Annotated in this window: 22 protein-coding genes and 2 pseudogenes; 17 read left to right on the forward strand and 7 right to left on the reverse strand. The window is 70.9% G+C overall.

Annotated features, from left to right (window positions below; genetic code table 11):
- Positions 1 to 34 precede the first annotated feature (34 nt).
- From FCI23_RS31210 to FCI23_RS31220, 3 genes are all read right to left on the reverse strand, one after another.
- Positions 35 to 1,060, reverse strand: coding sequence for a 6-phosphofructokinase (locus FCI23_RS31210; RefSeq protein ID WP_136727313.1), 1,026 nt, complete (start codon positions 1,058 to 1,060; stop codon positions 35 to 37).
- Between the two features lie 438 nt (positions 1,061 to 1,498).
- Entirely contained in the window at positions 1,499 to 2,227 is a 729-nt protein-coding gene (locus FCI23_RS31215) for a type 1 glutamine amidotransferase (protein ID WP_136727315.1), read from the reverse strand.
- A 38-nt stretch (positions 2,228 to 2,265) separates the two neighbouring features.
- Positions 2,266 to 3,504 carry a Mur ligase family protein gene (locus FCI23_RS31220; protein WP_136727316.1) on the reverse strand — a complete coding sequence of 413 codons (1,239 nt, stop codon included), beginning with the start codon at positions 3,502 to 3,504 and terminating at the stop codon, positions 2,266 to 2,268.
- 191 nt (positions 3,505 to 3,695) lie between these two features.
- On the opposite strand from FCI23_RS31220, the gene def reads away from it, so the two are divergent.
- A complete protein-coding gene (gene def / locus FCI23_RS31225; RefSeq protein ID WP_136727317.1) occupies positions 3,696 to 4,235 on the forward strand; it encodes a peptide deformylase in 540 nt (179 codons plus the stop codon).
- A gap of 28 nt (positions 4,236 to 4,263) precedes the next feature.
- On the opposite strand, the gene FCI23_RS31230 is transcribed toward def, so the two are convergent.
- Positions 4,264 to 4,908, reverse strand: coding sequence for a TetR family transcriptional regulator (locus tag FCI23_RS31230; RefSeq protein WP_136727319.1), 645 nt, complete (start codon positions 4,906 to 4,908; stop codon positions 4,264 to 4,266).
- A 151-nt stretch (positions 4,909 to 5,059) separates the two neighbouring features.
- Between FCI23_RS31230 and FCI23_RS31235 the strand changes: the two genes are divergently transcribed.
- The 7 genes from FCI23_RS31235 to FCI23_RS31265 all read left to right on the forward strand — a co-directional run bounded on the left by FCI23_RS31235 (position 5,060) and on the right by FCI23_RS31265 (position 14,172).
- The gene (locus FCI23_RS31235) at positions 5,060 to 6,286 is read left to right on the forward strand and encodes an acyl-CoA dehydrogenase family protein (protein ID WP_136727320.1); all 1,227 of its coding nucleotides are present in this window, start codon (positions 5,060 to 5,062) and stop codon (positions 6,284 to 6,286) included.
- 617 nt (positions 6,287 to 6,903) lie between these two features.
- Entirely contained in the window at positions 6,904 to 7,434 is a 531-nt protein-coding gene (locus tag FCI23_RS31240) for a winged helix-turn-helix domain-containing protein (protein ID WP_136727321.1), read from the forward strand.
- Between the two features lie 138 nt (positions 7,435 to 7,572).
- On the forward strand, positions 7,573 to 9,645 hold the full coding sequence (locus FCI23_RS31245) for a SpoIIE family protein phosphatase (protein ID WP_136727323.1): 2,073 nt from the start codon (positions 7,573 to 7,575) through the stop codon (positions 9,643 to 9,645).
- A gap of 554 nt (positions 9,646 to 10,199) precedes the next feature.
- Positions 10,200 to 10,745 carry an SRPBCC family protein gene (locus tag FCI23_RS31250; RefSeq protein WP_169317013.1) on the forward strand — a complete coding sequence of 182 codons (546 nt, stop codon included), beginning with the start codon at positions 10,200 to 10,202 and terminating at the stop codon, positions 10,743 to 10,745.
- A 94-nt stretch (positions 10,746 to 10,839) separates the two neighbouring features.
- Positions 10,840 to 12,294 (forward strand): NADP-dependent phosphogluconate dehydrogenase, encoded by a 1,455-nt coding sequence (gndA, locus tag FCI23_RS31255; RefSeq protein WP_136727326.1) that lies wholly within the window; start codon positions 10,840 to 10,842, stop codon positions 12,292 to 12,294.
- A 35-nt stretch (positions 12,295 to 12,329) separates the two neighbouring features.
- On the forward strand, positions 12,330 to 12,971 hold the full coding sequence (locus FCI23_RS31260) for a nucleoside/nucleotide kinase family protein (RefSeq protein ID WP_211265522.1): 642 nt from the start codon (positions 12,330 to 12,332) through the stop codon (positions 12,969 to 12,971).
- 196 nt (positions 12,972 to 13,167) lie between these two features.
- Entirely contained in the window at positions 13,168 to 14,172 is a 1,005-nt protein-coding gene (locus FCI23_RS31265; RefSeq protein ID WP_136727327.1) for a GNAT family N-acetyltransferase, read from the forward strand.
- A gap of 59 nt (positions 14,173 to 14,231) precedes the next feature.
- On the opposite strand, the gene FCI23_RS31270 is transcribed toward FCI23_RS31265, so the two are convergent.
- Positions 14,232 to 15,287 carry an MsnO8 family LLM class oxidoreductase gene (locus FCI23_RS31270; RefSeq protein WP_136727328.1) on the reverse strand — a complete coding sequence of 352 codons (1,056 nt, stop codon included), beginning with the start codon at positions 15,285 to 15,287 and terminating at the stop codon, positions 14,232 to 14,234.
- A 236-nt stretch (positions 15,288 to 15,523) separates the two neighbouring features.
- On the opposite strand from FCI23_RS31270, the gene FCI23_RS31275 reads away from it, so the two are divergent.
- The 3 genes from FCI23_RS31275 to FCI23_RS31285 all read left to right on the forward strand — a co-directional run bounded on the left by FCI23_RS31275 (position 15,524) and on the right by FCI23_RS31285 (position 16,908).
- On the forward strand, positions 15,524 to 15,763 hold the full coding sequence (locus tag FCI23_RS31275) for a DUF397 domain-containing protein (RefSeq protein ID WP_136727353.1): 240 nt from the start codon (positions 15,524 to 15,526) through the stop codon (positions 15,761 to 15,763).
- 240 nt (positions 15,764 to 16,003) lie between these two features.
- Positions 16,004 to 16,186: a hypothetical protein gene (locus FCI23_RS31280; RefSeq protein WP_169317014.1), complete on the forward strand. Its 183-nt coding sequence runs from the start codon at positions 16,004 to 16,006 to the stop codon at positions 16,184 to 16,186.
- Between the two features lie 269 nt (positions 16,187 to 16,455).
- Positions 16,456 to 16,908 (forward strand): SRPBCC family protein, encoded by a 453-nt coding sequence (locus FCI23_RS31285; protein ID WP_136727331.1) that lies wholly within the window; start codon positions 16,456 to 16,458, stop codon positions 16,906 to 16,908.
- Positions 16,909 to 17,049: 141 nt separating this feature from the next.
- Here FCI23_RS31285 and FCI23_RS63175 read toward each other — a convergent pair.
- Positions 17,050 to 17,775, reverse strand: a pseudogene (locus FCI23_RS63175) (hypothetical protein); the annotation flags it as partial.
- 191 nt (positions 17,776 to 17,966) lie between these two features.
- Between FCI23_RS63175 and FCI23_RS56835 the strand changes: the two are divergent.
- The 3 genes and pseudogenes from FCI23_RS56835 to FCI23_RS60310 form a co-directional block, all read left to right on the forward strand.
- Entirely contained in the window at positions 17,967 to 18,116 is a 150-nt protein-coding gene (locus FCI23_RS56835) for an NUDIX hydrolase (protein ID WP_169317015.1), read from the forward strand.
- Positions 18,117 to 18,520: 404 nt separating this feature from the next.
- The gene (locus FCI23_RS31295) at positions 18,521 to 19,498 is read left to right on the forward strand and encodes an SAM-dependent methyltransferase (RefSeq protein ID WP_136727333.1); all 978 of its coding nucleotides are present in this window, start codon (positions 18,521 to 18,523) and stop codon (positions 19,496 to 19,498) included.
- Positions 19,499 to 19,611: 113 nt separating this feature from the next.
- Positions 19,612 to 19,692: pseudogene (locus FCI23_RS60310) on the forward strand (HD domain-containing protein); the annotation flags it as partial.
- 431 nt (positions 19,693 to 20,123) lie between these two features.
- Here FCI23_RS60310 and FCI23_RS31305 read toward each other — a convergent pair.
- On the reverse strand, positions 20,124 to 21,539 hold the full coding sequence (locus FCI23_RS31305; protein WP_136727334.1) for an FAD-dependent oxidoreductase: 1,416 nt from the start codon (positions 21,537 to 21,539) through the stop codon (positions 20,124 to 20,126).
- 579 nt (positions 21,540 to 22,118) lie between these two features.
- Between FCI23_RS31305 and FCI23_RS31310 the strand changes: the two genes are divergently transcribed.
- The 3 genes from FCI23_RS31310 to FCI23_RS31320 are packed head-to-tail and all read left to right on the forward strand — an operon-like array spanning position 22,119 to position 23,358.
- Positions 22,119 to 22,370 (forward strand): hypothetical protein, encoded by a 252-nt coding sequence (locus FCI23_RS31310; RefSeq protein WP_136727336.1) that lies wholly within the window; start codon positions 22,119 to 22,121, stop codon positions 22,368 to 22,370.
- A gap of 3 nt (positions 22,371 to 22,373) precedes the next feature.
- On the forward strand, positions 22,374 to 22,682 hold the full coding sequence (locus FCI23_RS31315) for a hypothetical protein (protein ID WP_136727338.1): 309 nt from the start codon (positions 22,374 to 22,376) through the stop codon (positions 22,680 to 22,682).
- Complete coding sequence (locus FCI23_RS31320) at positions 22,648 to 23,358, forward strand: transposase family protein (RefSeq protein WP_246144226.1); 711 nt, start codon at positions 22,648 to 22,650, stop codon at positions 23,356 to 23,358. Before FCI23_RS31315 ends, FCI23_RS31320 begins: the two co-directional genes overlap by 35 nt.
- Positions 23,359 to 23,499: the final 141 nt, after the last annotated feature.

The raw sequence follows: 23,499 nt of genomic DNA on the forward strand, positions 1-23,499 counted from the left end.
GGCCCCCGGCCCGCCGTCGGCCGAGCAGCCGGCGTCAGAGCACGCACTCCGCCTCGGTGTACCGCTCGGCGGGCACCGTCTTGAGGTGGTCGACCGCCTCGGCGAGCGGCACCAGCTGGATGTCCGTGCCGCGCAGCGCGGTCATCATGCCGAAGTCCCCGTTGTGCACGGCCTCCACCGCGTGCCATCCGAAGCGGGTGGCCAGCACCCGGTCGTACGCGGTCGGGGTGCCGCCGCGCTGCACATGGCCGAGGATCACCGGGCGGGCCTCCTTGCCCAGCCGCTCCTCCAGCTCGACGGCGAGTTGGTTGGCGACCCCGGCGAAGCGCTCGTGCCCGTAGATGTCCTTGCCGCCGCTGGCGAACTCCATGGAGCCCGCGCGCGGCTTGGCCCCCTCGGAGACCACGACGATCGCGAACTTCTTCCCCGCCTCGAAGCGCTCGCCGACCCGCTGGGCGAGCTCGCCGATGTCGAACGGGCGCTCCGGAACCACGATCGCGTGGGCGCCGGCCGCCATGCCGGAGTGCAGCGCGATCCAGCCGGTGTGGCGGCCCATCACCTCGACGATGAGCACTCGTTGGTGGGACTCGGCCGTGGTCTTCAGCCGGTCCAGCGCCTCGGTCGCCACCATCACGGCGGTGTCGAAGCCGAAGGTGACATCGGTGGAGGAGATGTCGTTGTCGATGGTCTTCGGTACGCCGACGATCGGCAGCCCGCTGTCGGAAAGCAGCCGCGCCGCCTTGAGCGTGCCCTCGCCGCCGATCGGAATGATCGCCTCCAGGCCGAGGTCGGCCACATGGCCCTTGGCGCGCTCGACGCCGTCACGCAGTTGCTCGGGCCGGACCCGCGAAGAGCCGAGGATGGTGCCGCCACGGGCCAGGATGCCGCTCACGGCGTCCAGGTCCAGCTTGCGGTAGTCGCACTCGAGCAGGCCCTTCCAACCGTCGTGGAATCCTATGACCTCGTCGCGGTGATCGACGACGGCGCGGTGCACAACGGACCGGATGACAGCGTTCAGGCCGGGGCAGTCGCCGCCGCTCGTCAGTACACCAATACGCATTGCTTTCGTAACTCCCGCAGCTCAACCGGAGGACCGGACCCCGTTGTCCGGCTGGACCGCGGCGCGACGCCGCATTTCTCACGATACCGAGCCGGGTGCGGGCGGCGCGGGGCCGCCCGCACTACGGACAGGTGCGCGCGAGTGAACATCAGGTGCCCGGGGCCTTAAGAGGCCGCGCGAATAGGTGGGGCGGCGTCGCGTGCCGAGCTGTGACATCAGCCGACTCCGTCGGCGGGGGCGCCTGGAAGTGTTGCCGTCGGTGTCGGTCGACGACTCTCCCCCAGACTCCGTCCGGGAGGTGCCCCCACCAAGCTCTCGGCTCCGCTCGAGCAGGGGGCACCCCCATCGCGTCGCCTCGCCCCCAGCCTTCGGCCGGGAGGTGCCCCCACCTTCCTCCGCCCCACCTATTCGCGCGGCCTCTTAATGGCCGCGCGCCTCTTACGCGGGCTGGCTCGCCGCCGCGATCCGCTCGGTGCGCAGCGCCTCGTACCACTGGTCGTCGACCGGCGGCAGGGCCTTCACATCCAGCGCAAGCTTGATCAGCATGTCGGCGATGAGGGGGTTGCGGGCCATCACCGGGCCGTGCATGTAGGTGCCGAAGACGGTGTCGTTGTAAGCGCCCTCGGTGCCGTCGCCAGTGCCGTTGCCATTGCCGTAACGCGTGGTCGCGAAGGGCCGCGCGGAGGGGCCGAGGTGGGTGATGCCCTGGTGGTTCTCGAAGCCGGTGAGCGGCGGCAGGCCGAGCCGCGGGTCGATGTCGGCCAGTACGTCGCCGACGCAGCGCTCGCCCTCGCCGCGCACGCTGACCACGTCGAGCAGGCCGAGGCCCGGCTCGGGCTGCCCGAGGTCGTTGACGAACTCGTGACCGAGAATCTGGTAGCCGGCGCAGACCGAGAAGACGATGGCGCCGTTCCCGACTGCCCGGGCCAGCCCGCCGTCCCGGCGCAGCCGCTCGGCGGCCAGCCGCTGCGGACGGTCCTCGCCACCGCCGATGAGGTAGATGTCGCCGGAGGTGGGCACCGGCTGATCGGACCGTACGTCGGTCCGGGTGACGGGGACCCGGCGCTGCTTTGCGCGGCGCTCCACCACCAGGGCGTTGCCCTGGTCGCCGTAGGTGCTCAGCAGGTCGGGGTAGACCCACACCAGGCGCAGGCTGGACTCGCTCATGCTCTCTCTCCTTAGCCTTTGGCCGTCCGGCGGGCTGGTCAGTTGCCGACCCGGCGGCGCAGGTCCTGGAACGCGGTGTAGTTGGCGATCGTCTCGATCCGCCCGGCCGGGGCCGCCCGCACCGCCTCGTCGATGTCGGCGCAGACCCGGAACTGCAGTCCCGCGACCTCCAGACGCACCGCGAGGTCGAGCTTGCGGTCGCCGATGACGAAGATCGGGTGGCCGGCGAGCCGGGTGTAGTCGACGTCCCACAGCCAGGAGGTGTCGGTGCCGTCGGCGCCACGCGCGTTCACCGACAGCAGGACCGGGGCGGGCGGGGCGTCGATGAGGGAGAAGGTCTCCAGCCACCCGGCCGGGTTCTTGGCCAGCAGCAGCCGCAGTTCGCGGCCGAGGTAAGTGACCACGTCATAGCGGCCGGCGACGGCCTGTACCTTGTACATCCGCTCCAGGGCGACCTTGGGGTCGATGCCGAAGACGGCCGCCGCCGCGGCGGAGACGGCGGCGTTGGACTTGTTCGCCCGGCCCGGCAGCTGGAGGTGGATCGGCCAGGCGGCGCCATAGGGATCGATGACGTAGTCGCCGGACAGGGCCCAGGTGGGAACGGGCCGCCGGAAGCCGCACTCGCCGCAGAACCAGTCGTCCGAGGGGCGCTGCAGGACGCCGCCGCAGGAGGGGCACGACCAGGCGTCGTCCTTCCACTCCTGGCCGGCCGCCACCCACACCACGGTGGGGCAGGACGACGCCGCCCAGGTGATCAGCGGGTCGTCGGCATTGGCGATGACGACCGCCTCGGTGCCGGCGAGGCCCTCGCGCCACTTCTCGGCGAGCATCCGGGTCTCCGCCGCCCGGTCGAGCTGGTCGCGGGAGAGGTTCAGCAGGGCGATCGCCTTCGGGGTGACGTCCCGGGCGACGCCGGCCAGGTACTTCTCGTCGACCTCGATGACGCCGTAGCGGGCGTCGGAGCCGCCGGCCAGCGCAGAGGTGATGCCGGCCGGCATGTTGGCGCCCAGCGCGTTGGAGACGACGGGGCCGCCTGCCCGCAGGGCCTCGGCGAGCAGACGGGTGGTGGTGGTCTTTCCATTGGTCGCCGATACCAGCACGACGTCGAGGTGTGTGGCCAGCCGGGCCAGCAGGTCAGGGTCGAGTTTGAGGGCCACCCGGCCGCCGATCACCGATCCGCTGCCGCGGCCCGCCGCGCGCGACACCGCTGCCGCGGCCCTGCCCGCCGTCACGGCCAGTTTGGCCCGCGGCGACAGCGGCTCCGAGTTGCCTGCCATCGTCTCCACAACCTCCTAGTGTCCGCTCCCGCGCGTGCCCCGCGGGCCGTCCGCGGATCAGCCTATCGACTCCGCGCGCCGCCCCCGCACGCGCCGCCCCCGGGACGACCGGCGGCAAGTCCCCCGTCCCCGTCCGCGACGGGTCTCAGAACCCCACCCCGCAATAGCCGGGTGCCCTTACGCTGGCCCGCATGCGAAACGGCACCATCCCCGGCAGCACCGGAACCGTCCGCCCGATGCGGCTGCTGGGCGACCCGGCACTTGGAGCGACCTGCCGCGAGATCACCACCTTCGACACCGGCCTCGCGCGCCTGGTCGAGGACCTGTACGCCACCATGTACGCCGCCGGCGGTGTCGGTCTCTCCGCCAACCAGATCGGCGTGCCGCTGCGGGTCTTCGTCTACGACTGCCCCGACGACGATGACCGGCGCAACCTCGGTCACATCGTCAACCCCCGCCTCATCCGGGCCGACGGCATCACGGTCACCGGCCCCGAGGGCTGTCTGTCGCTGCCGGGCATCAATGCCGGGACCACCCGCTTCGACGAAACGGTGATGGAGGGCACGGACCTCCAGGGTGCGCCGGTAAGGATCGAGGGCACCGGGTTCTTCGCCCGCTGCCTGCAGCACGAGTACGACCACTTGGAGGGCACGCTGTTCACCGACCGGCTCACGGGCCTGCGCCGCCGCCGGGCACTGCGCGCCGCCCGGCGGGCGCCCTGGGCGACCTAGGTCCTGCCCGGGCCCAGGGTCTGTCCGGCTACAGCCCCGGGCCGCCCGGCAGGTCGGCGGCGGCGGCCAGCCGGCCCCACAGCAGGTCGGCGAGCTGGCGTACCAACTCGTCGCGGGAGCAGGGGCGTTCGCCCAGCCACCAGTCGCCCGCCGCGTGCATCATGCCGACGATGCCGTGCCCCCAGACCAGGGCCATCTGCCGGCTGTCCGGACCCAGGTCGAGGCGCTCGGAGATCCACTCGGCCAGTTCCTCGCCCATCCGGCGCAACAGGGGGGCCGAGTGCTGGCCGGCGCCGAACCCCTTCTCGTCGTCCGGGACGCTCTCGCCCGGGTGCATCAGGAAGCGGTACATCTGCGGATTCGTCTCGATCGCGGCGAGGTAGGCGTGCAGGGTGGCCTCGACCCGCTCACGGCGCTGGTTGGGGGAGTCCAGCGCGGCCCGTAGCATGGCGATCAGGGCGTCGGTGTGCCGCTTGGCCAGCGCCCGGTAGAGGCCTCCCTTGTCGCCGAAGTGCCGGTAGAGAATGGGCTTGGTGATGCCCGCCTCGGCGGCGATGGCGTTCATGGAGGCTTCTGGGCCGTCCCGCATGACAACGCGGTCGGCGGCCTCCAAGAGCTCCCTCCGTCGTTGCTCCGTAGCCGTCCGGCGGCCGTGCCGCTGGCTGGTGTCCACCCGAGCCTCCCCGCCCGTTCGAATCGCATCACGCCTGCGCAACGTAACACCCCGTGCGCCGCAGTCAGGTCCGCCGGACCCGGGTTGACATCGCTTACCGGCGGGTAACAGACTGTTGTTACCGCTAGTAACAGGTACGTGGAGGGGATCGATGGGCGACTTCACGCTCGAACTCAACGAGGACCAGAAGGCCTTGCGCGACTGGATCCACGGCTTCGCGGCCGACGTGATGCGCCCGGCCGCCGCGGAGTGGGACGAACGCGAGGAGACCCCCTGGCCGGTGATCCAGGAAGCCGCCAAGATCGGCCTGTATTCGATGGACTTCTACGCCCAGGCGTTCTTCGATCCCACCGGACTCGGCATCCCGGTCGCCATGGAGGAACTCTTCTGGGGCGACGCCGGCATCGGCCTGTCCATCGTCGGCACCACCCTCGCCGCGGTCGGCGTCCTCGCCAACGGCACCGAGGAGCAGATCGGCACCTGGGTCCCGCAGATGTTCGGCACGGCCGACGACGTGAAGGTCGCCGCCTTCTGCTCTTCGGAGCCGGACGCCGGGTCCGACGTATCCGCGATGCGCACCCGCGCCGTCTACGACGAGGCCAAGGACGAGTGGGTGCTCAACGGCACCAAGACCTGGGCGACCAACGGCGGCATAGCCAATGTCCATGTCGTTGTCGCTGTCGTCGACCCGGCGCTCGGCTCCCGGGGGCAGGCCTCCTTTGTCATCCCCCCGGCCACCAAGGGTCTCTCCCAGGGCCAGAAGTTCAAGAAGCACGGTATCCGGGCCTCCCACACCGCCGAGGTCGTCCTCGAGGACGTGACGATACCCGGCTCCTGCCTCCTCGGCGGCAAGGAGAAGCTCGACGACCGCCTCGCCCGCGCCCGTGAGAAGCAGAAGGCCGGCGGCGAGCGCTCCAAGAACGCCGCCATGGCCACCTTCGAGGCGTCCCGCCCCGCTGTCGGCGCCCAAGCCGTCGGTATCGCCCGCGCGGCCTACGAGGTCGCCCTGGAATACGCCAAGACCCGCGTCCAGTTCGGCCGCCCCATCATCGACAACCAGGGCATCGCCTTCGCCCTCGCCGACATGCGCACGCGCATCGACGCCGCCCGGCTGCTGGTCTGGCGCGCCTCCTGGATGGCCGCCGCCGGCCGCCCCTTCACCGCTGCCGAGGGCTCGATGTCCAAGCTCTACGCCGGCGAGACCGCGAAATGGGTCACCGCCTCCGCCATGCAGATCCTCGGCGGCAACGGCTACACCCGCGAGTACCCGGTCGAGCGGATGCACCGCGACAGCGCCATCTACACCATTTTCGAGGGCACCAGCGAGATCCAGCGCCTGGTCATCGCCCGCACGATCTCCGGCTTGCCGATCCGCTGACGGCGTCTGGGGCCTGCCCGCTCTCAGGCGTCGGACGGGCTCGGCTTCCCGAGGCCGTCCGACGACGGGTCCAGTGGCCTCGTCCAACGGCTCCGGGCCGAGGGGGCAGCCGGGCCGTGCCGCAGCCGTCGCGCGTGGCCGGCTCGGCGGCGAAGGCGCTGGCCAGGGCGCCGCGGCGAGGCCCCCGGCGAAGTGCTGCCAGCCACCGGCGCCCGGCGCCCGGCGCCCGGCGCCGGCAACGGGCGAGGCCGCCTGCCGCGCCGGAAGGTCGCGCTGCCCGAGCAGAGAGCGCCGAACGCCGACGACACGAGTGGCTCCACAGCGGACCGGAAACCCCACTTCGGCGACCCTCTGCCGCTCGCGGCGCGATTTCTGGTTCAATGGGTCCCATGGCCAGCTTCATTGACACCGCGACAGCTCGCAGCGCAGGGCGCAGCGACCTGGAGCCGTTCTGGCCGTCTCGGCAGGAGAATCAGTTCGACCGTGAGTGTTGCCGCGCGACTTCCGCGCGGACCCGCGTCATCCGCTGACCTGCCGATCCCGGCCGCCTCTGTCAGCATCCCGGTCCCGCGCACCTCGTCGTCATCCGACCCTTCGCGCGAAAGAGCCGAGACTCCATGCCAACGACCCAGACTCTGCCCGTACCCCCGCAAGGCCGCCAGCGGCTGCGTGCCGTCCGGCCCGACGAAGTACCACCCGTCCCCGACTTCCTGCCGCCCGGCGCGACCTGGCTGCCGGCTCCGGGGCATGTGATGCCCGACGTGGCCGGCCAGACCCCAATGGTCGGCTATCTCGTCCTCGTCCCCGCCGACAGGGTGCCTGCCACGGTGGCCGCTCCGCCCCCGGCGGATCCGGCCATCTCCGTCCGTATCGACAGTGAGCGCCGTATCGCGCAGGTGTTTGGCCGCTCCCTCGACCTCACCTACCTGGAGTTCGAGCTCCTGTCCCACCTGGTCGCCCACCCGCACCGGGTGCACACCCGCGACCAGCTGGTGACCACGGTGTGGGGCTACGGACACGTCGGCGACGGCCGCACCGTGGACGTGCACATCGCCCGTTTGCGCCGCAAGCTGGGCCCCGATCACCGCGGCAGTATTGTCACTGTGCGTCGTGTGGGTTACAAGTACGCACCGCCGGCCTCGGGCTGAGCCGGTAGCCCCGCGCACGGGCCGTGCCTGTCGTACCCTTCGCGGTACGACAGGCACGGCCCGTCTTGTTGCTCTCTGCGATGCGGCAGATTCCGGCGGGTGCAGAATGTCCCTTTGTGGGGTAGACCGGAGAGCGGCATGGCTTATCAGGAGGAATGGACCGTTACCGAGCATGTGCTCGGCGCGTGGCCCGCACCGGCCGCCGCGTACCTGGACCTCAACAACTTGGGGGGCTTCGACTGGGACCTCGACCGGGGAAGGGTGCACCTCGACCCGCCCGGCCTGCGTGTCCTCGGCCTGGCCCCCGCGGACCACGACGGGGATCCGCGCAATCTGCTGTCCCGGCTGGCGCCGACCGAGGCCGATCGTCTCAGACGGGAGGTCGCCCAGGCTCTGGGGAACGGCCACGCCTCCTGGAGCGTCCACTTCCGCCTCACCCGCCACGACGGCATCCTCAGCTGGATCCACGCCCGCGGCCGGATCATCCGCGATGCCACCGGCAGCCCCTGCCGGGTCATCGGCATCGTCAACGACGCCACCGACGATCTCGACCGGGCCGCCGCGTGCCTCCGCGAGGACGAGGAGCGCCCCCGGCAGAGCGATCTCGTCATGGAGGTCACCGCCTCCCTCGCCGAGGCCGTCACCGTACGGGACGTGACCGCCGCCCTGATCGACAGCCGCCGGGTGAGCCGCCTGGGCATCGTCAGTCTCTTCCTCGGTCTGGTCGAGGGGGGCCGGGTCCACGTCGTCGCCGAGGGAAAGTCCGACAGTTTTGTACCGGAGCTGCAGTACACCCGGATCGACGACAACTTCCCCATGAGCGAGGTCGTCCGCACGCAGGAGCCCCGCTTCATCACCTCGAAGGAGGCCTTCGCCCGCCGCTACCCCAAGATATGGCCCTTCCTGGAGCCCCTGGACGCGTCCGCCGCCGCCTACCTGCCGCTGATCGCCCAGGGACGGCCGATCGGTGCTCTCGGCCTTCTCTACCGCAACAAGCACTCCTTCGCCGTCCAGGAGCGCGACCTCCTCATCGCATTGAGCGGCAGCATCGCCCAGAGCCTGCAGCGAGCCATGCTCTTCGATCAGGAGCACGACATCGCGCAGGGGCTCCAGACCGCCATGCTGCCGCGCAGCATCCCCGAGGTCCCCGGCACCCGGATAGCCGTCCGCTACCGCTCCGCCCGCCTCGCCCGCGACGTCGGCGGCGACTGGTACGACGTCGTGGCGCTGCCCGGCGGCCGGGTTGCCGCCGTCATCGGCGATGTGCAGGGCCATGACACCCACGCTGCCGCCGTCATGGGGCAACTCCGGATAGCCCTGCGGGCCTATGCCGCAGAGGGCCACCCGCCCGCCACCGTCATGGCCCGCGCCTCCGCCTTTCTCACCGAACTCGACACCGACCGCTTCGCGACCTGCCTCTACGCCCAGATCGACCCCGCCACGGGTGCCACCGCCATAGTCCGGGCCGGCCACATCAGCCCCATGCTCCGCCACGCCGACGGCACCTGCTCGCAACCGGCCGTCGCCGGCGGGCTGCCGCTCGGACTCGCGGGCCGCCTGGACGACGCCGGCTTCCCCGTCACCACGACCGAGATCGGGCCCGGCGAGATGTTGCTGATGTTCAGCGACGGGCTCGTCGAACGCCCCGGCGCCGACCTCGACGACGGCCTCAAACTGCTCGCCGACGCGCTCCGCGACGGCCCGGACGACATCCAGCTCCTCGCCGACCAGCTGTGCGAGGCCGTGGGCGACCAGGGCTCCGACGACGACATGGCCCTGCTCCTCCTGCGCCGTGACTTTGACGGCTCGCCCACCCCCGCCCGCCGCCTCCGCCACCACATCGGCCCCGGCGATCCGAAAGCCCTGGCCACCGCCCGGACCATGATCCACCAGGCCTTGGACATCTGGGAGCTGCCCGAACGGGCGGACGACACCGTCCTCGCCGCCGACGAACTGATCACCAACGCCCTCGTCCACACCGACGGCGGCGCCGTGCTCAACGTCCGTCTGCTCCCCGGCGCCACCGCCCGCCTCCGGGTCGAAGTGCACGACCTCGGCGGCAACTGGCCCCGCCGCCGCGAAGCAGGCGACGGTGAGGTGTCCGGCCGTGGTCTGCTCCTCGTCAGCCAGCTCGCCGACGCCTGGGGCGTCGAGCCGCACGGCGGCGGCAAGGTCGTCTGGTGCGAGTTCAGGACCGCACAGCCCCGTTAAGGGGGCGACTGACGAATCCCGCTGGGCCCCACGACGTACCGGTACCGCCCCGGCGCGCGCCGTCCCGCCCGGCGCTTCTCAGGGGCTGTCTGAGTGCCGCGCCCGAACCCGTGTCGTCGCCGTGACATGAGCATCCCCCAGCCTTCGGCCAAGAGGTGCCCCACGGCTGGACGCCGCAGGCCGACCGCGGGGTATCCCGCCGGCCGCCCCCTCGGCCCATCCACCCGGCCGGAGGCCGGCAGCTTGCGTCCCCGGGCAATGGGTGGGCGGCCGGGAAACCCCGCGCCGCAGCGGCGGAAACACCGCCCACCGGCTGCTTTCCGAACGCGCGCCCCGGCCCGCCCCGGGCCGGCCCGGCGCGGCGCCCGTCACCCGAACGGCCCACTCGCCACGACACGCTGCGCATTCGGCCGCAGGCTTTCCGTGAAGAGCCAGAGAGAACACCCGTAATCGCCAGGCTCTCGGGTCCGCCGGCACGCCGGCGTGCAATCCCGTCCCGAAGCGCTGTCACGACGCCGGCCAGCCCGGCACCGGGGAGGTTCGCGATGCCGACGGTGTCCACGAGCACAATCGTGCCCCGCCCGGCCGAAGAGGTCTTCGACTTCCTGGCCGACGCACGCAACCTCGCCCTGTGGAGTTCCGGCGTCGCCGCCGTGGCGCCGGACGCCGTACCGCCGGGCGAGAACGCCGAGTATCACTACCACTTCCCCGGCCGTCACCGCGAGCACCGCCTGGTGTGCTCGGTCTTCCAACCCGGCCGGCGCATCACCTTCCGCGGCCGCCGGATGTGGAGCCCGCTGGGCACCCAGGTCCCGGAGTACGGCTTCCGCCTCGTCCCGCACCCCCGCGGCACGCTCGTCGGGCTCACCGTCACCTGCATCCTGCACGGCCCGATGGTGCTGCTCGCCCCGGTGATGGCCATGGCCTGGCGGCGCGACCTCCCAGAAGACGCCCACAAGCTCCGTGAGCTCCTCCGCGGCCCCAGCACCGCCCCTCCCGCCCCCTCCCTGTCTGCTCTGTCCGCCCTGCAGGCCGACGGCGCCTACGGCATCGCCCCGGCCCGGCCCGCCCCCTCGGTCAGGGCGGGCATCGGCACGTAGAACCGGTACGAACACCGCCCACGACGGCAGCCGGCGCACCACCACACCGGAACCCGCACAGGTACCGCACCCACCACCGGAAAGGAACCCGCAGATGGCGCAGCAGGCGGCGCAGCAGGCCCGGATCGGCGTCACCGGACTGGCGGTCATGGGCCGCAACCTAGCCCGGAACCTGGCGCGCCACGGTCATCCCGTGGCCGTCCACAACCGCACCGCGGCCAGGACCCGTGCGTTCATCGAGGAGTTCGGCGACGAAGGCGTCTTCCTGCCCGCCGAATCGATCCAGCAGTTCGCCGACTCCCTGGAGCGCCCCCGCCGCGCCATCATCATGGTCAAGGCCGGTGCCCCCACCGACGCCGTCATCGACGAGCTCGCCGCCGTCCTCGAACCCGGCGACATGATCGTCGACGGCGGCAACGCCGCCTTCCAGGACACCCGCCGTCGCGAAGCCGCACTGCGGAGGCGGGGACTCCACTTCGTCGGCACCGGCATCTCCGGCGGCGAGGAGGGCGCCCTCAACGGCCCGTCCATCATGCCCGGTGGCTCCGACGAGGCGTACCAGGCACTCGGCCCGCTCCTGGAGGACATCGCCGCCAAGGCCGACGACGGTACCCCCTGCTGCACCCACGTCGGGCCCGACGGCGCCGGGCACTTCGTCAAAATGGTCCACAACGGCATCGAGTACGCCGACATGCAGCTCATCGCCGAGGCCTACGACCTGCTCCGGCACGCAGCCGGCCTGCGCCCCGCCGAGATCGCCGAGATCTTCCGCGGCTGGAACGAAGGCCGCCTGGAGTCCTACCTCATCGAGATCACCGCCGAAGTCCTGGCCCATACCGACGCCGCCACCGGCGGCCCCTTCGTCGACATCGTCCTCGACCAGGCGGAACAAAAGGGCACCGGCCGCTGGACGGTACAGACCGCGCTCGATCTCGGCGCCCCTGTCTCCGGTATCGCCGAGGCCGTCTTCGCCCGCTCCCTGTCCGGCAGCGCAGAACTGCGTGCGGCGGCCCGCGGACTGCCCGGACCGGGGGAGACCTGGCTCGACAGCGCCGCCGGAGACCGCTTCGCCGACGACGTCGAACAGGCTCTGTACGCCTCGAAGATTGTCGCCTACGCCCAGGGCTTCAACGAGATCCAGGCCGGCAGCGCCGAATACGACTGGGGCATCGACCCCGGCGCCATGGCCGCCATCTGGCGCGGCGGCTGCATCATCCGCGCCCGCTTCCTGGACCGCATCAAGGAGGCCTACGACAGCGACCCCCACCGCCCCACCATCCTCACCGACCCGCACTTCTCCGATGCCCTCGGCGACGCCCAGGCGGCCTGGCGCCGCGTCGTCTCCACAGCCGCCGAACTCGGCGTCCCCGCCCCCGGCTTCTCCGCCGCCCTCGCCTACTACGACGCACTGCGCGCCGAACGCCTCCCCGCCGCGCTCATCCAGGGCCTGCGCGACTACTTCGGCGCCCACACCTACCGCCGCACCGACCGCGAGGGGTCCTTCCACACACTCTGGGGCGGCGACCGCAGCGAGGTACCGGCGGGCTGAGGCCCCGCCGCCCGCCGCCCGCACCGTCGTGCAGGATGGCTGCCGTGCAGCTGAACCCGATCTCCTGGCCCGCGTTGACCGAAGCACTCGCCGACCGCATCACCGATCTCACCCCCGCCGACGGCAGCCCCTGGCCACGCGTCGCCGTCGACGGCGCCCCCGCCGCCCGCACCGGCGAACTGACCGAGGCTCTGGCCGCAGCCCTGCGCACCCGCGGCCGCCCGGCCCTGCGGGTCAGCACCACCGGGTTCTGGCGCGCCGCGTCGCTGCGCCTCGAACACGGCCGCCACGACCCGGACTCGTACTACGACCTCTGGCTCGACACCGGAGCCCTGTGGCGCGAGGTACTCGGCCCCCTGTCCCCGGACGGCACCGGCCGCGTGCTGCCCTCCCTCCGCGACCCGGCCACCGACCGCGCCACCCGCGCCCCGTACACCGAACTCCCGCCCGGCGCCGTCCTCCTGCTCGACGGCTCCCTGCTCCTCGGCCACGGATTCCCCTTCGACCTCGCAGTCCACCTCCGCCTCTCCCCAGCCGCCCTGGCCCGCCGCACCCCCGAAGCCGACCGCTGGACCCTCCCCGCCTTCGCCCGCTACGACAACGAGCTCCACCCGGCGCAGACAGCCGACATCCTCGTCCACGCCGACGACCCCCGCCGCCCCGCCTGGACCACCTGACCCCGGCAGCCGACCCCCGCCGAGGGGCGCCGCACGCCCGCCGGCCGCTGAACCCGGACCGGCCCGACCCGCCGCCGGAGGCCGTCAGCGTGAAGGTGCCGTAATGGCGGCAGGGGCAGGCCCGGGCAGCGCCGCCGCAGAGGACCGCACCCTCCTTGCAGCCGGGCGCCACAGACCGTTAGCGTTCGGCTGCACCATGACTCTCGCCATCGTGCCGCTGACCACCGAGCACATACCCGAGGCCGCCGCCCTCCACGACCGCTGGTACGCCCGGGCCCGCAGAAGCCTCCCGTACCAGTCCGGCCGGACCACCGCGCCGCCCACCGGCGAGGAACTCCTCGGCAAGATCCTCGCCGAACCGCACGTGGAAGCCGCCTCCGCCCGCGCCGCCACAGGCGGCTTCGGGGGCTATCTCGCTGCCGTCCCAGTCGACCTCGCCGAGGACGAGCGCGCCGTGCTCGACACCCACCCCCGCTCGGCCCTGATCCCCTTCGGCGGCCACGCGCTGCGCGCCGGACAGGAGACCGAAGCGCTGCGCGGTCTCTACGCCGTCGTCGCCGAACGCCTCGTCGCCCAACGTCGTCTGGTCCACTACGTCGACCTGCCCGCCGACGACGCCGCCGCGCTCGCCTGGTTCCGGCTCGGCTTCGGCCTGGAACAGGTGCGCGGCCTCATGCCCGTAAAGGCCCGGGGCCGCCAGCCCCGGGGCGTGGACGCCTTGACCATCCGCCGGGCCGGCCCGGGTGATCTGCCGCAGATCGGCCGGATGGCGGTCGAGTCGGCCCGCCACCGCCAGAGATCCGCCGTTTTCCTCCCGCAGCCCGAGCCGGCCCTCGCCACCCTGCGCACCCACTACGTCCGCGCCCTCGCCGACCCCCGCAGCGCCGCCTGGGTCGCCGCCCGCCGGGGCGAGGAGGTCGCGATGGTCGTCCTCACCCCGGCCACCACCGGCCCCGTAGTCCCCGAGGCCAGCGCCGAACTCGCCGAGTCCTATGTCACCCCGTCGGCACGCGGCGAGGGGGTCAGCCGGGTCCTGCTCGCCACCGCCCTTGCCTGGGCCTACGACAACGACTACCGCCACATCACCGCCCGCTGGCACGCCGCGTCCCTGCCCGCCGCCGGGCACTGGCCGGCGGTCGGCTTCAAACCGGTCGCTCACCGCCTGCACCGGGTCCTCGACCCGCGAATCGCAGCGGGCTGACATTTCCGGCAGCACAGGAATAACGACCGGTTGGCGAACCGGACACAATTAATTGATCGTTAGAAGATATGTGTGTCCCCGGGTGAATTCTCCCCTTCGGCCGCCCGGGGCTCCGCCGCCACCAGCCGCGCCAACCGCCGGTAGGATTCCAGCATTTCCTCCCGGTCGTACGTACTAAGGGTGACCAGCACCTCATCCGCGCCGGTTTGCTCCAGAAGAGAGCCCAGCGACTCGGCGACCTCGTCCTCCGTGCCGCTGATGCGGCCGCTGCGGGCCTGCTCGAACAGCGTGCGCTCGCGCGTGGACATCTCCAGCCCCAGCACCGCCTCCGCCGGCATCAGCGGCGGGAACACCCCGTGCGTCCGCGAGTACGCGCTCGACCAGGCCTCCGGCACCAGCAGCCGCCGCGCGGCCCCGCCGCTCCCGGCGACCGCGACATCGGCCGCCACGACCACATAGGGCCGCTGCGCCCACGACGACGGCCGGAAGGCCGCCCGGTACGCCTCGATGGACCGCAGCATGGCCTCCTCGCCCCGGGCCGCGGTCATCACCAAGGGCAGCCCGGACGTCGCCGCTTGGTCCGCCCCCGAGCCGGTGGCCAGTACGAAGGCCTGGACCCTCAAGCCCTCGGCGGGCACCGCGTGCACCTGCGGGTACACCCGCTGTTCCCCGGTGAAGTACCCGAGCAGCTCGTCCAGTTGCTCGCCGAAGTCCTCCGCGGCGTTCTTGTCCCGGCCCAGCGCCCGCCGGATGCCGTCGGTGAAACCGACCGATCGCCCCAGCCCCATGTCGATCCGCCCGGGGAAGAGCGCCTCCAGCACCCCGAACTGCTCCGCCACCACCAGCGGCCGGTGATTGGGCAGCATCACACCGCCGGTGCCGACCCGGATCCTGGAGGTCGCCGCCGCCACGGCCGCCGCCAGTACGGTCGGCGCCGACCCCGCGACCCCGGGCACACTGTGGTGTTCCGAGACCCAGAACCGGTGGTAGCCGAGCCCCTCGGCCTGTCGCGCGAAGTCGACGGTGTCCCGCAGTGCCTGCGACGGATCCTGTCCCTGCCGGGTGCGCGAGCGGTCCAGTACCGAGAACCGCGTCGCGTGGAGTACTGGGGTCACCCCCGTTTCAACACCGTCCCGGCCAAAGGATTCCCGCGTTCCAACTACCCCCGTCTACCCCCGCTTTGAGGAGACGGTAATCACAACCTGTAAATTGCAAACGCACCGGTGCAGGCTGTGGTCTCCATCAACGGCATGGCAGACTTCTGGTGCGCCGCGCAGGCACGGATCGCCGAGGCAGTCCTCGGTGCACTTCGCAAGGAGATCTGAAAGACGTGGATCGGATATACAACGGCATGCCCGCCACGGACCTTGGGAACGAGGGCTGGCGTAAGCCGTGGAGCGGCGGCAACGGCGGCTCCTGCGTCGAGGCGAAGAAGCTCAACGACGGGCGGGTGGCGCTGCGGCAGTCCACCGACCCGGACGGCCCGGCGCTCATCTACACCAACCACGAGATCACCAGCTTCATCCAGGGTGCGAAGAACGGCGACGCCGACTTCCTGCTCGCAGGCGAGACCGGACGGAGCACGGCGTGACCGGCCCGGGCCGCACCGGCCGTCCGCCGAAGCGCCACAGCCGGCCTCAGGGCCCGTCAGGTGGCCGGTTAAGAACCACGGCACAAGGCGGCCCCCCTTGACGGACGATCCCGGCAGCATCGGCCACCACCCGCGCGCCGACCGCAAGACCGCTTTCGACTAGGCACTTCGCCGCCCGCAGGACCGGAAAAGGGGGACCGACCGTTGACCCAAGACCTCGCACGGCTGCAGGAACCGGGGATGGCATATGTGTTCATCGCGGCCGCGGACGCGGCCACGGCGCACCGCATCGCCGATCTGATCGCCGCCCGCCATCCGAAGACCAGCCCGCCGCGGGTGCGTACCGCCGCGGACGGCACCGTGGAATTCGACCTCTACACCTACACGCTCGAGATCTCCTCGCAGCACCCGTCCAACACCTGAGCCGAGCTCACCCCGGGGCGGCGGGCACGGGCAGCGGCCTGGACGTCGGCCGGTGGTCCTTCTTGTTCGCCCTCCGTGCGCCGATGCCGGGTGGTCTTCCTCTCCGGAGGGCCCCCGGACGCGGCCGGCGGTCGCCTCCGGCGGTTCCCCGGCGGCCCGGCCGTCCTGTCACGACCCGGCATTCCGGCCGTGTGCGGCACCGGGACCCGGGGACGACTGGTATGGCGTGTGCGGGTTGGAGCCCGGACCGGTTCGCCTACGATCACCTCGTGGCCCTGATCCGTGTTGAGCGTCAGTCGCGGCTGTCCGTCGAGGAGGCGTGGCGACGGCTCACGGATTGGCAGCGCCATGCTGCCCACGCACCCCTCACCACGATCATCGTGACGACGCCGCCGCCGACGGGCCCGGGCACCCGGTTCGTGGCGCGCACCGGCGCCGGGTGCTTTGGGTTCGACGATCCGATGGAGGTCGTCCGCTGGGAACCGCCTTCCGGGGGCCGGCCGGGGCACTGCACCCTGGCCAAGCGGGGTTCCGTGATCACCGGATGGGCCGAGATCGAGGTACGCCTCCACGCCCGCGGATCACAGGTCGTCTGGCTCGAGGACCTGCGGGTGGCGAAGCTGCCACGGCTGTTCGACACCCCGACGGCCTGGTCCGGCCGTCTGTTCTTCGGCCGCGCCGTCGCGGGCCTGCTCTCCGAGCAGGCCCGCGACGTCATCTGACTCTGGTTGTCCGGTGGTCTGCGGTCGTGGGGGTCGTGGAGCGTCTGGTGCTGCCTGCTCGCCCGCCCGGCCGAGGAGTTCGACCGTGCCCGGCTGCTCCAGATAGACGTTCGAACTGACCGTGTAATCGCGCCAGCTGGTGTCGCCGAGCAGCGCGAAGGCATCGCTGTCGTCCTGCCACTCGATCGGCTGCTGCGCCGCCATCTGCCGGACACAGCGCCCCGGACGGCCGCCGTCGCAGCTGGCGATCTGGAAGGAACCCTGCATGTCGGAGAGGTACTTGGCCTCCCGGCCCGGGCTCTTGTGATCGAAGCTGTCGGCGTAGGGGAGGGCGAGCCGGCTCTCGGACGGGCCGGCCACGCGGCCCTTGCCCTGCCCCGAGGTGGTGGTCAGCGAGTAGATGTAGCCGGGCTTGAGGGTGAGCGAGAAGTGCCCGCCGTCCGGCGTGATGTCGCCGGTGTGGACGAAGTCGCCGGCGGTGTCGGTGGGGTTGAGGCCGGTGGCCCACACGTGCACGGTGCCGGTCGGCAGGCCGCCGGCGACGGTGAAGTTCGCGGTCTGCGCGCTGCTCGCGGTCGAGGTCTCGAGGATGGTGCTGTACGCGGAATCGTCCGGTGACTTCGGCGTGACGTAGCTGCCGTTGGTCCGGTCGCCGCTCAGGTAGCCGCTCGCCGAGTCGATGAATGCCAGCCGGGCCGGGTCACCTGGGTGACCTGCGCGGTCGTGAGCGGTGGTGGTAGAGGCGGCGGGGGGCGCCTGGGCGCGAGCGGTGCCTGCCGGTCCCGCGCACAAGGACACGAGTAAGGCCAGCGCGGTGAGGGCCGCGCCGTTCAGCCGGCGAGCGCGACCGCGAACGGACTGAGGCATGCGACCTCCCGGTGCGACGGGGCGACGGAGGACAAGCCTCCGCGCTGGACCGCCCAAATAGCTACAGCAATCCAAGCATGCGAACAATAGAACTCACAGGATGCAACAAACCGTCTCGTCAGACCTGTTGACGGAGCGGGTCCAGACCGAAGCGCGGACGCCCATTTCTGCGCGGCGCGAGGGCGCTGGTCGTGGGTGGCTCGCGGCGTAGCGCGCGGATCGCCCTGCTGCCCGTACGCGAGGACACCCGCACCGGCCTGCCGGTGATCCGCCGCTCGATCAAACCGCGGCGTGGCCCGCTCGCCCCGCCCGGCGGGTTCATCGACTACGGCGAGACCTGACAGCGACAGCAGCCCGTCATCCGGGAACTCGCCGAGGAGACCGGCCTCAGCCGAAATCGCGATGACGAACACGCCGGTCCGGTGCTCGGGGCCAACGGCTGCCCCGTTGTTCCCCGAGGCCGGGGATCACCGTCCAGGACTTCGCGGTCGTCGCTCATGCCGCCATTATCCCGGCCACGGCCGGTAAGGGAGGGCGTAGGAAGGCGCCGTCGAAGGCAGCACCGATGGAACGGCCCGCGAGAGGCGAATCCATTCCTCGTGATCAGTCCCCGCCGCCGATCGGGCGGGCTGAGGGGTGAGCCTCGGCGCGTAGCCGATGGTCTGTCCCTGCACCCAGTTATCTGGAGTGGTGGTCTGCGCTGACACATGGCCTTCTGGCCTTCGTCGCCGAACTGGATTGGTGGGTGACCGTGGTACACGGAGCGAAAAAGGGATCTTCCTACAAGGGGACCTCGTCGCAGGCGATCCTTCATACCTACGATTTCTTGGGTGACTTCTACCGGCTGACGCTTGGCCCAGAGCTGGTCTATTCCTATGGAATGTGGGAGGAGGGCGACACGCTTGAATCGGCTCAGCTGCGGAAGCTCGACTACCACGCCGAAGCCGCGCACGCCGCGGGCGCGGGGCGTGTGCTCGACGTGGGCTGCGGGTGGGGCAGTCTCATGCGCCGACTGGTGGAAACGCACCACGTCGATCACGTGGTAGGGCTCACGATGAGTCCCGGACAGGCCGCTTGGGTGGACGACCAGCGGTGGCCCGGCTGCGAGGCCCGGGTCGAAAATTGGTTTGATCACGAACCGGATGGGCCTTATGACGCCATTATCGCCATCGAAGCAATCGAACACTTCGCTGGAAATACCATGTGGCGAGCAAAGCGCATCGCTCGCTACCGCGAGTTCTTCCAGCGCTGCCATTCCTGGCTGCGGCCGGCCGGACGTCTGTCGCTCCAGGCCAACGCGTGGAGCGACCGCGGGTGGCTCGCTTCCCTGGTGCTGCCTCCGCAGCAATTGCTCCCGCAGGCTGGGACGCGCGGCAGCCAGGAGCGCCCCGGTCTCAAGGCCATCTATGGCGGTGTCAAGAACGTACGCGAGGGCCTTCATGCTTCACGGAAGGTGTTCCCCGAGTGCTTCCTTCCGACCCGGGCCGAACTGACCGAAGGCAGCCGCGGCTTGTTCAATGTCCTGGAGACGCGAAGTGACCCCCGCGACGGCGTATCCACGGTAAAGAGCTGGTTGGAACGGGCGGAGGCCAACCGGACGCGAGGTGCCGAACTCATCGGCGAGAGCGCAGTGTCCGACATCATCAGGGAGCAGAGGACAGCACTCCGATTCATGAGTGAAGGCCGCTTCACCGTCGTTCGTATGGTCTTCGAGAAGGCGTGACTTGGCCCGCATCCATGCGATGTGGCTACTGACGATCACGATCGCGGCGGCCGTACCCGTCCCCCCAGCGACCCCTACCACTGCTGATCAGCGGCAACACGCTACAGATCACGTTCCACGACCTGGGTCTGACTCAGACATACCGGACCACTCATCAGCGCTTCGAGATCGACGGTGCGAACGAGGCGCGTCGGAGGGAGGTACCGGGACCGACCCCATGCGTGCCACTCTGCGGTGAGCCGCCCGCTCACGCCGGGTAGTTCATCCTGGCGGGACACCATGCCCGATGACCAGCACGTACGGCCCGATAGCCGAGTCCGGCACCCGGCGCCGAGACCGACCCGCCGCCGTTTCTCCCCGGAGTACAGGGTCTTCAACCGTTGGGCGCTTCGCTTATGGATCCTTGTTGATGCTGCATAGCAGGGTTGGGGTGGATCTGTAGGTAATCCGGCGGTCTGTCATGCGATTGTGGAGGGTTCACGCTGGTTTGGGCTGTTTGGTAGTGATGCGGTCGTAGGGTCCGTGGCCATGGAGCTTCTTCGTTTGGCGGTGGCCGCGCGCAGGGTGGGTGTGCACCCGGGGACACTGAGCGCGGCCCCGATCGCCCAGGACGTGCGAGGGACTGTCAGGGAGCGTCAGCGACGGCCGAGGGCGGTACGGGGCGTTCCCTCAGCAAGAAGGTGAGCCCTTCGGATGCCGTGGGGTGGGCGAATATCGCACTGCGCAGCGCCGTGTACGGGGTGCGACTGATCATCGCCGTCTGCACGGCGGCCATGAGTTCGCTGGCTTCGGCCCCGAACGCGGTGAATCCGAGAATCTCGTCACCGTCCGCGGCGATCAGCATCTTCATGAACCCGCGCGGCTCGGACAGCGTCCTGGTCCGCAGGACGGCCGCCATCGGCAGGGTGAGCACGCGGTACCCGATGCCGCGGTGCCTGGCCTCGGACTCGTTGCAGCCGACCCGCGCCAACTCGGGATCGGTATACATGCAGTACGGCACCAGGCGGTCGGTGGTCGTGCTGCCGCCTCCGTGCAGATTGTCGTGCACCACCCGGAAGTCGTCGAAGGCCACATGGGTGAAGTGCGGGCTGCCCGCGCAATCGCCCATGGCCCACACCCCAGCCGCTGTGGTGGCGAGGCGCTCGTCGACCGCGACGTAGCCCGTGTCGGTCAGCTTCACCCCGGCCCGCTCCAGCCCGATCCCACCGGTGTTCGGCGTGCGGCCGACACCGACCAGCAGGTCAGTGCCCTCGATCATGTGCTCGCCGTCCGGCCCGTCGGTGACGGCGCGCACATCACGGCCGGAGTCGCCATCGACCCTCCGGAGGTGTGTCCGGAGGTGGACGGTGATCCCCTCGTCGCGGAACAGTTCGAGGATCGCCTCCGCGACGTCGGCGTCTTCGCGGCCGGCCAGCTGCGGTCCATACTCGATGACGGTCACCCGCGCGCCGAAGCGGCGCATGGCCTGCGCCAACTCCAGCCCGACATAGCCGCCGCCGATGACGATCAGATGCTCCGGCAGGCGGTCCAGATCCAGCAGCTCGACGTGGGTCATCGGCCGGGCGGCAGCCAGACCGGGCACATCGGGCACGGTCGCGTGCGTGCCCAGGTCCAGGAACACCCGCTCACCACGGATCCGGCGCTTGCCGCCGTCAGCCGGCTCGACATCGACCGTCCTCTCGCCGACGAAGCGCGCCTCGCCCATGATCAGCTCGGCGCCGCTGGCCTGGAAGCGGTCCAGATGAAGCCGGCGCAGGCCCTCGACCATCGCCCGCTTCCTGGCCTGTACGCCCTTCATGCTGGTCGCCGCTGACTCCAGCTCGACCCCGAATTCGGCGGCGCGCCTGGTGAAGGAGCGCACCTTCGCCGAGTGGATGATGTTCTTGCTCGGCAGGCAGGCGATGTTCGGGCAGGACCCGCCGATCAGCTTCCGCTCGACCACAGCCGTACGGTGCCCCTCACCTGCCATCGTCCAGGCGAGGTATTTCCCCGCTTCGCCGCTGCCGATGACGAGGAGGTCGTAGTTCTCGGTCACGGACATTCGACCGGCTCCTCCCGATTGAAAGCGGCACCCTTCCGGCGATCCGCGTCTCGCGCCGCGGCCTGGTGATGCCGCCGGTGTACTCACCACGATCGCGCACAGCGGGCGGCCGGACAAATCCGAGCAAAGAGGCACCTCGCGGTAGCAGCGTCACCCTGCCCGATCAGCCGGGGCGCCCGGCGGGAACCGCCGGCACGGTGCACCTGACAACGGCTGACGAAGGCGCGCGGGCCTTCCCGGAGCGCGGGGTGTTCGCCTCCCAGGTCAGGGGTTTCGCCCGGACCAGGCCCCGCGATCTGCCCTGTGGCGGGCGGGGGCTGGAGTTGGTATGGCGCAAACGAAACGCCGCTGATTGTGCGCCGAGCCGCGATGCCCCAGGAAGCCATTGAGCATTTTCTACCTGAAGTTGCAGGTCGCGGGGCTGGTGTGAGGTGGCGTGGGGTGCTCGTGCCGGTCGGGGCCTGACCGGTAGCAAGTGATCGTTCGTCGTGTGGCCGGTTCGCGGGAATCGCGGTGCGGGGCTGTAGCGGCCTCCTGTCTCTCCGAAGGAGAGGACCCCGGTGCGGGGAGGGGCTGCTGGTGGCGGATGTGCTGGTGTGGGTGATGGAGCGGCGGGTGGTGCTGGCCGAACGCGCGGAGCGGCTGCGCAAAGAGCTCGCTGAGATCGATGCCGAGGTGGGTCGGCTGGAGGCTGCCGAGGTGGTGATCGGGCAGTTCATCGAGGCCGAGCGCAACGGGCAGGCCGACGACCGGCCATGGCCGAGGAACTGGAGCGGGTCACGACCGGCCCGGGAGCGGGTGGAATGTTACTGGTCCCGCACCGCGAGCTAGGGCATGGATGCGAGTGCGCTGCCCGCGGACCACCCGGCGATCATGGAGATCGTGACCGCGACGGCGGAGCCGCTCCCGGCCAAGGACGTCAGCATGAAGCTCGACAGGGGCACCGGGCCCGGGCAGGTCGAACCGGTACGCGACAAGCTCAGGCGCCTGGCGGACCGGGGCTGGCTGCACCGCATCCCGCCGGACGCTTCACCGCCGTGCCCCCACCGCCCGCCTGACCGAACCTGGCCGGACTTCGACGTTCACGTATGCCCAGGCTGGGGATTCCATGCGAAAGAACACCAGCCCCGCCGACGGCCCTGACGGGTTTGTCTACCAGTGCCGACTTCCGCTGTCGAGCGCCACCCTCGACCTGGTGTCCGATCTGATCCGCGGCCACCTGAAGAAGATCGGCTCGCGCTGGCGCAAGCTCCCGCCCGGCCGGATCGCCTTAATCGTCCTGGCCGTACTCCGCCATGACCAGCGGCTTTCCGACATGGCAGGCGGCAACGGCGTGTCGGCCACCACCGTGCGCCGCTGGCTGCTGGAAGTCATCGGCCTGCTCGCCGCGCGGGCCCCGCGCCTGGACCGTGCCTTGAAGAAAATCGCCCGGAAGGGTGGCGTCGTGGGGCTGCTCGACGGCACCCTGGTCCGCACCCGCAGACGCACCGGGGACGAGAACCGGCCGAACTACTCGGGCAAGCACAAAGCCCGCGGCCTGCTGTTCCTCGCCATGACCGACGAGCGGGGCAACCTGGTCTGGATCTCGGCGGCGAAGCCGGGGCGCTCCAGCGAGGTCACCACCGCCCGGCACAACAAGATCACCGCCCACCTGGGGGAGGCCGGCCTCGGCGCCCTGACGGGCCTCGGCTTCACCGGCCTGGACGACGACCCCGACGACCCGGTGATCGTCACCGGCCGCAAGGCGACCCGGGGCAATCCGCTGACCGCCGCCCAGAAACAGGCGAACAAGCTGGTCAGCCGCGAGCGCGACGAATGAACACGGCTTCGCCGATCTCAAGAACTGGCGGATTCTCACCAAGGTCCGCATGAACGCACGACACGCGACCACACTCCTGCGGGCCCTGCTCGTGCTGATGAACACCGAGGTACAGCGCTGACGGGCGATCACCTACCGACT

Origin of the sequence: Actinacidiphila oryziradicis, from assembly GCF_005047355.1 — a bacterium.
Lineage (GTDB): Bacteria > Actinomycetota > Actinomycetes > Streptomycetales > Streptomycetaceae > Actinacidiphila > Actinacidiphila oryziradicis.

What these genes read in the sequence shown, in the direction of transcription:
- def (WP_136727317.1), top strand. Translation starts at nt 3,696, where the DNA reads ATGCGAAACGGCACCATCCCCGGCAGCACCGGAACCGTCCGCCCGATG.
- FCI23_RS31305 (WP_136727334.1), bottom strand. Translation starts at nt 21,539, where the DNA reads ATGTCCGTGACCGAGAACTACGACCTCCTCGTCATCGGCAGCGGCGAA.
- FCI23_RS31260 (WP_211265522.1), top strand. Translation starts at nt 12,330, where the DNA reads ATGGCTGCCGTGCAGCTGAACCCGATCTCCTGGCCCGCGTTGACCGAA.
- gndA (WP_136727326.1), top strand. Translation starts at nt 10,840, where the DNA reads ATGGCGCAGCAGGCGGCGCAGCAGGCCCGGATCGGCGTCACCGGACTG.
- FCI23_RS31220 (WP_136727316.1), bottom strand. Translation starts at nt 3,504, where the DNA reads ATGGCAGGCAACTCGGAGCCGCTGTCGCCGCGGGCCAAACTGGCCGTG.
- FCI23_RS31245 (WP_136727323.1), top strand. Translation starts at nt 7,573, where the DNA reads ATGGCTTATCAGGAGGAATGGACCGTTACCGAGCATGTGCTCGGCGCG.
- FCI23_RS31235 (WP_136727320.1), top strand. Translation starts at nt 5,060, where the DNA reads ATGGGCGACTTCACGCTCGAACTCAACGAGGACCAGAAGGCCTTGCGC.
- FCI23_RS31240 (WP_136727321.1), top strand. Translation starts at nt 6,904, where the DNA reads ATGCCAACGACCCAGACTCTGCCCGTACCCCCGCAAGGCCGCCAGCGG.
- FCI23_RS31315 (WP_136727338.1), top strand. Translation starts at nt 22,374, where the DNA reads ATGGATGCGAGTGCGCTGCCCGCGGACCACCCGGCGATCATGGAGATC.
- FCI23_RS31275 (WP_136727353.1), top strand. Translation starts at nt 15,524, where the DNA reads ATGCCCGCCACGGACCTTGGGAACGAGGGCTGGCGTAAGCCGTGGAGC.
- FCI23_RS31280 (WP_169317014.1), top strand. Translation starts at nt 16,004, where the DNA reads ATGGCATATGTGTTCATCGCGGCCGCGGACGCGGCCACGGCGCACCGC.
- FCI23_RS31320 (WP_246144226.1), top strand. Translation starts at nt 22,648, where the DNA reads ATGCGAAAGAACACCAGCCCCGCCGACGGCCCTGACGGGTTTGTCTAC.
- FCI23_RS31265 (WP_136727327.1), top strand. Translation starts at nt 13,168, where the DNA reads ATGACTCTCGCCATCGTGCCGCTGACCACCGAGCACATACCCGAGGCC.
- FCI23_RS31210 (WP_136727313.1), bottom strand. Translation starts at nt 1,060, where the DNA reads ATGCGTATTGGTGTACTGACGAGCGGCGGCGACTGCCCCGGCCTGAAC.
- FCI23_RS31215 (WP_136727315.1), bottom strand. Translation starts at nt 2,227, where the DNA reads ATGAGCGAGTCCAGCCTGCGCCTGGTGTGGGTCTACCCCGACCTGCTG.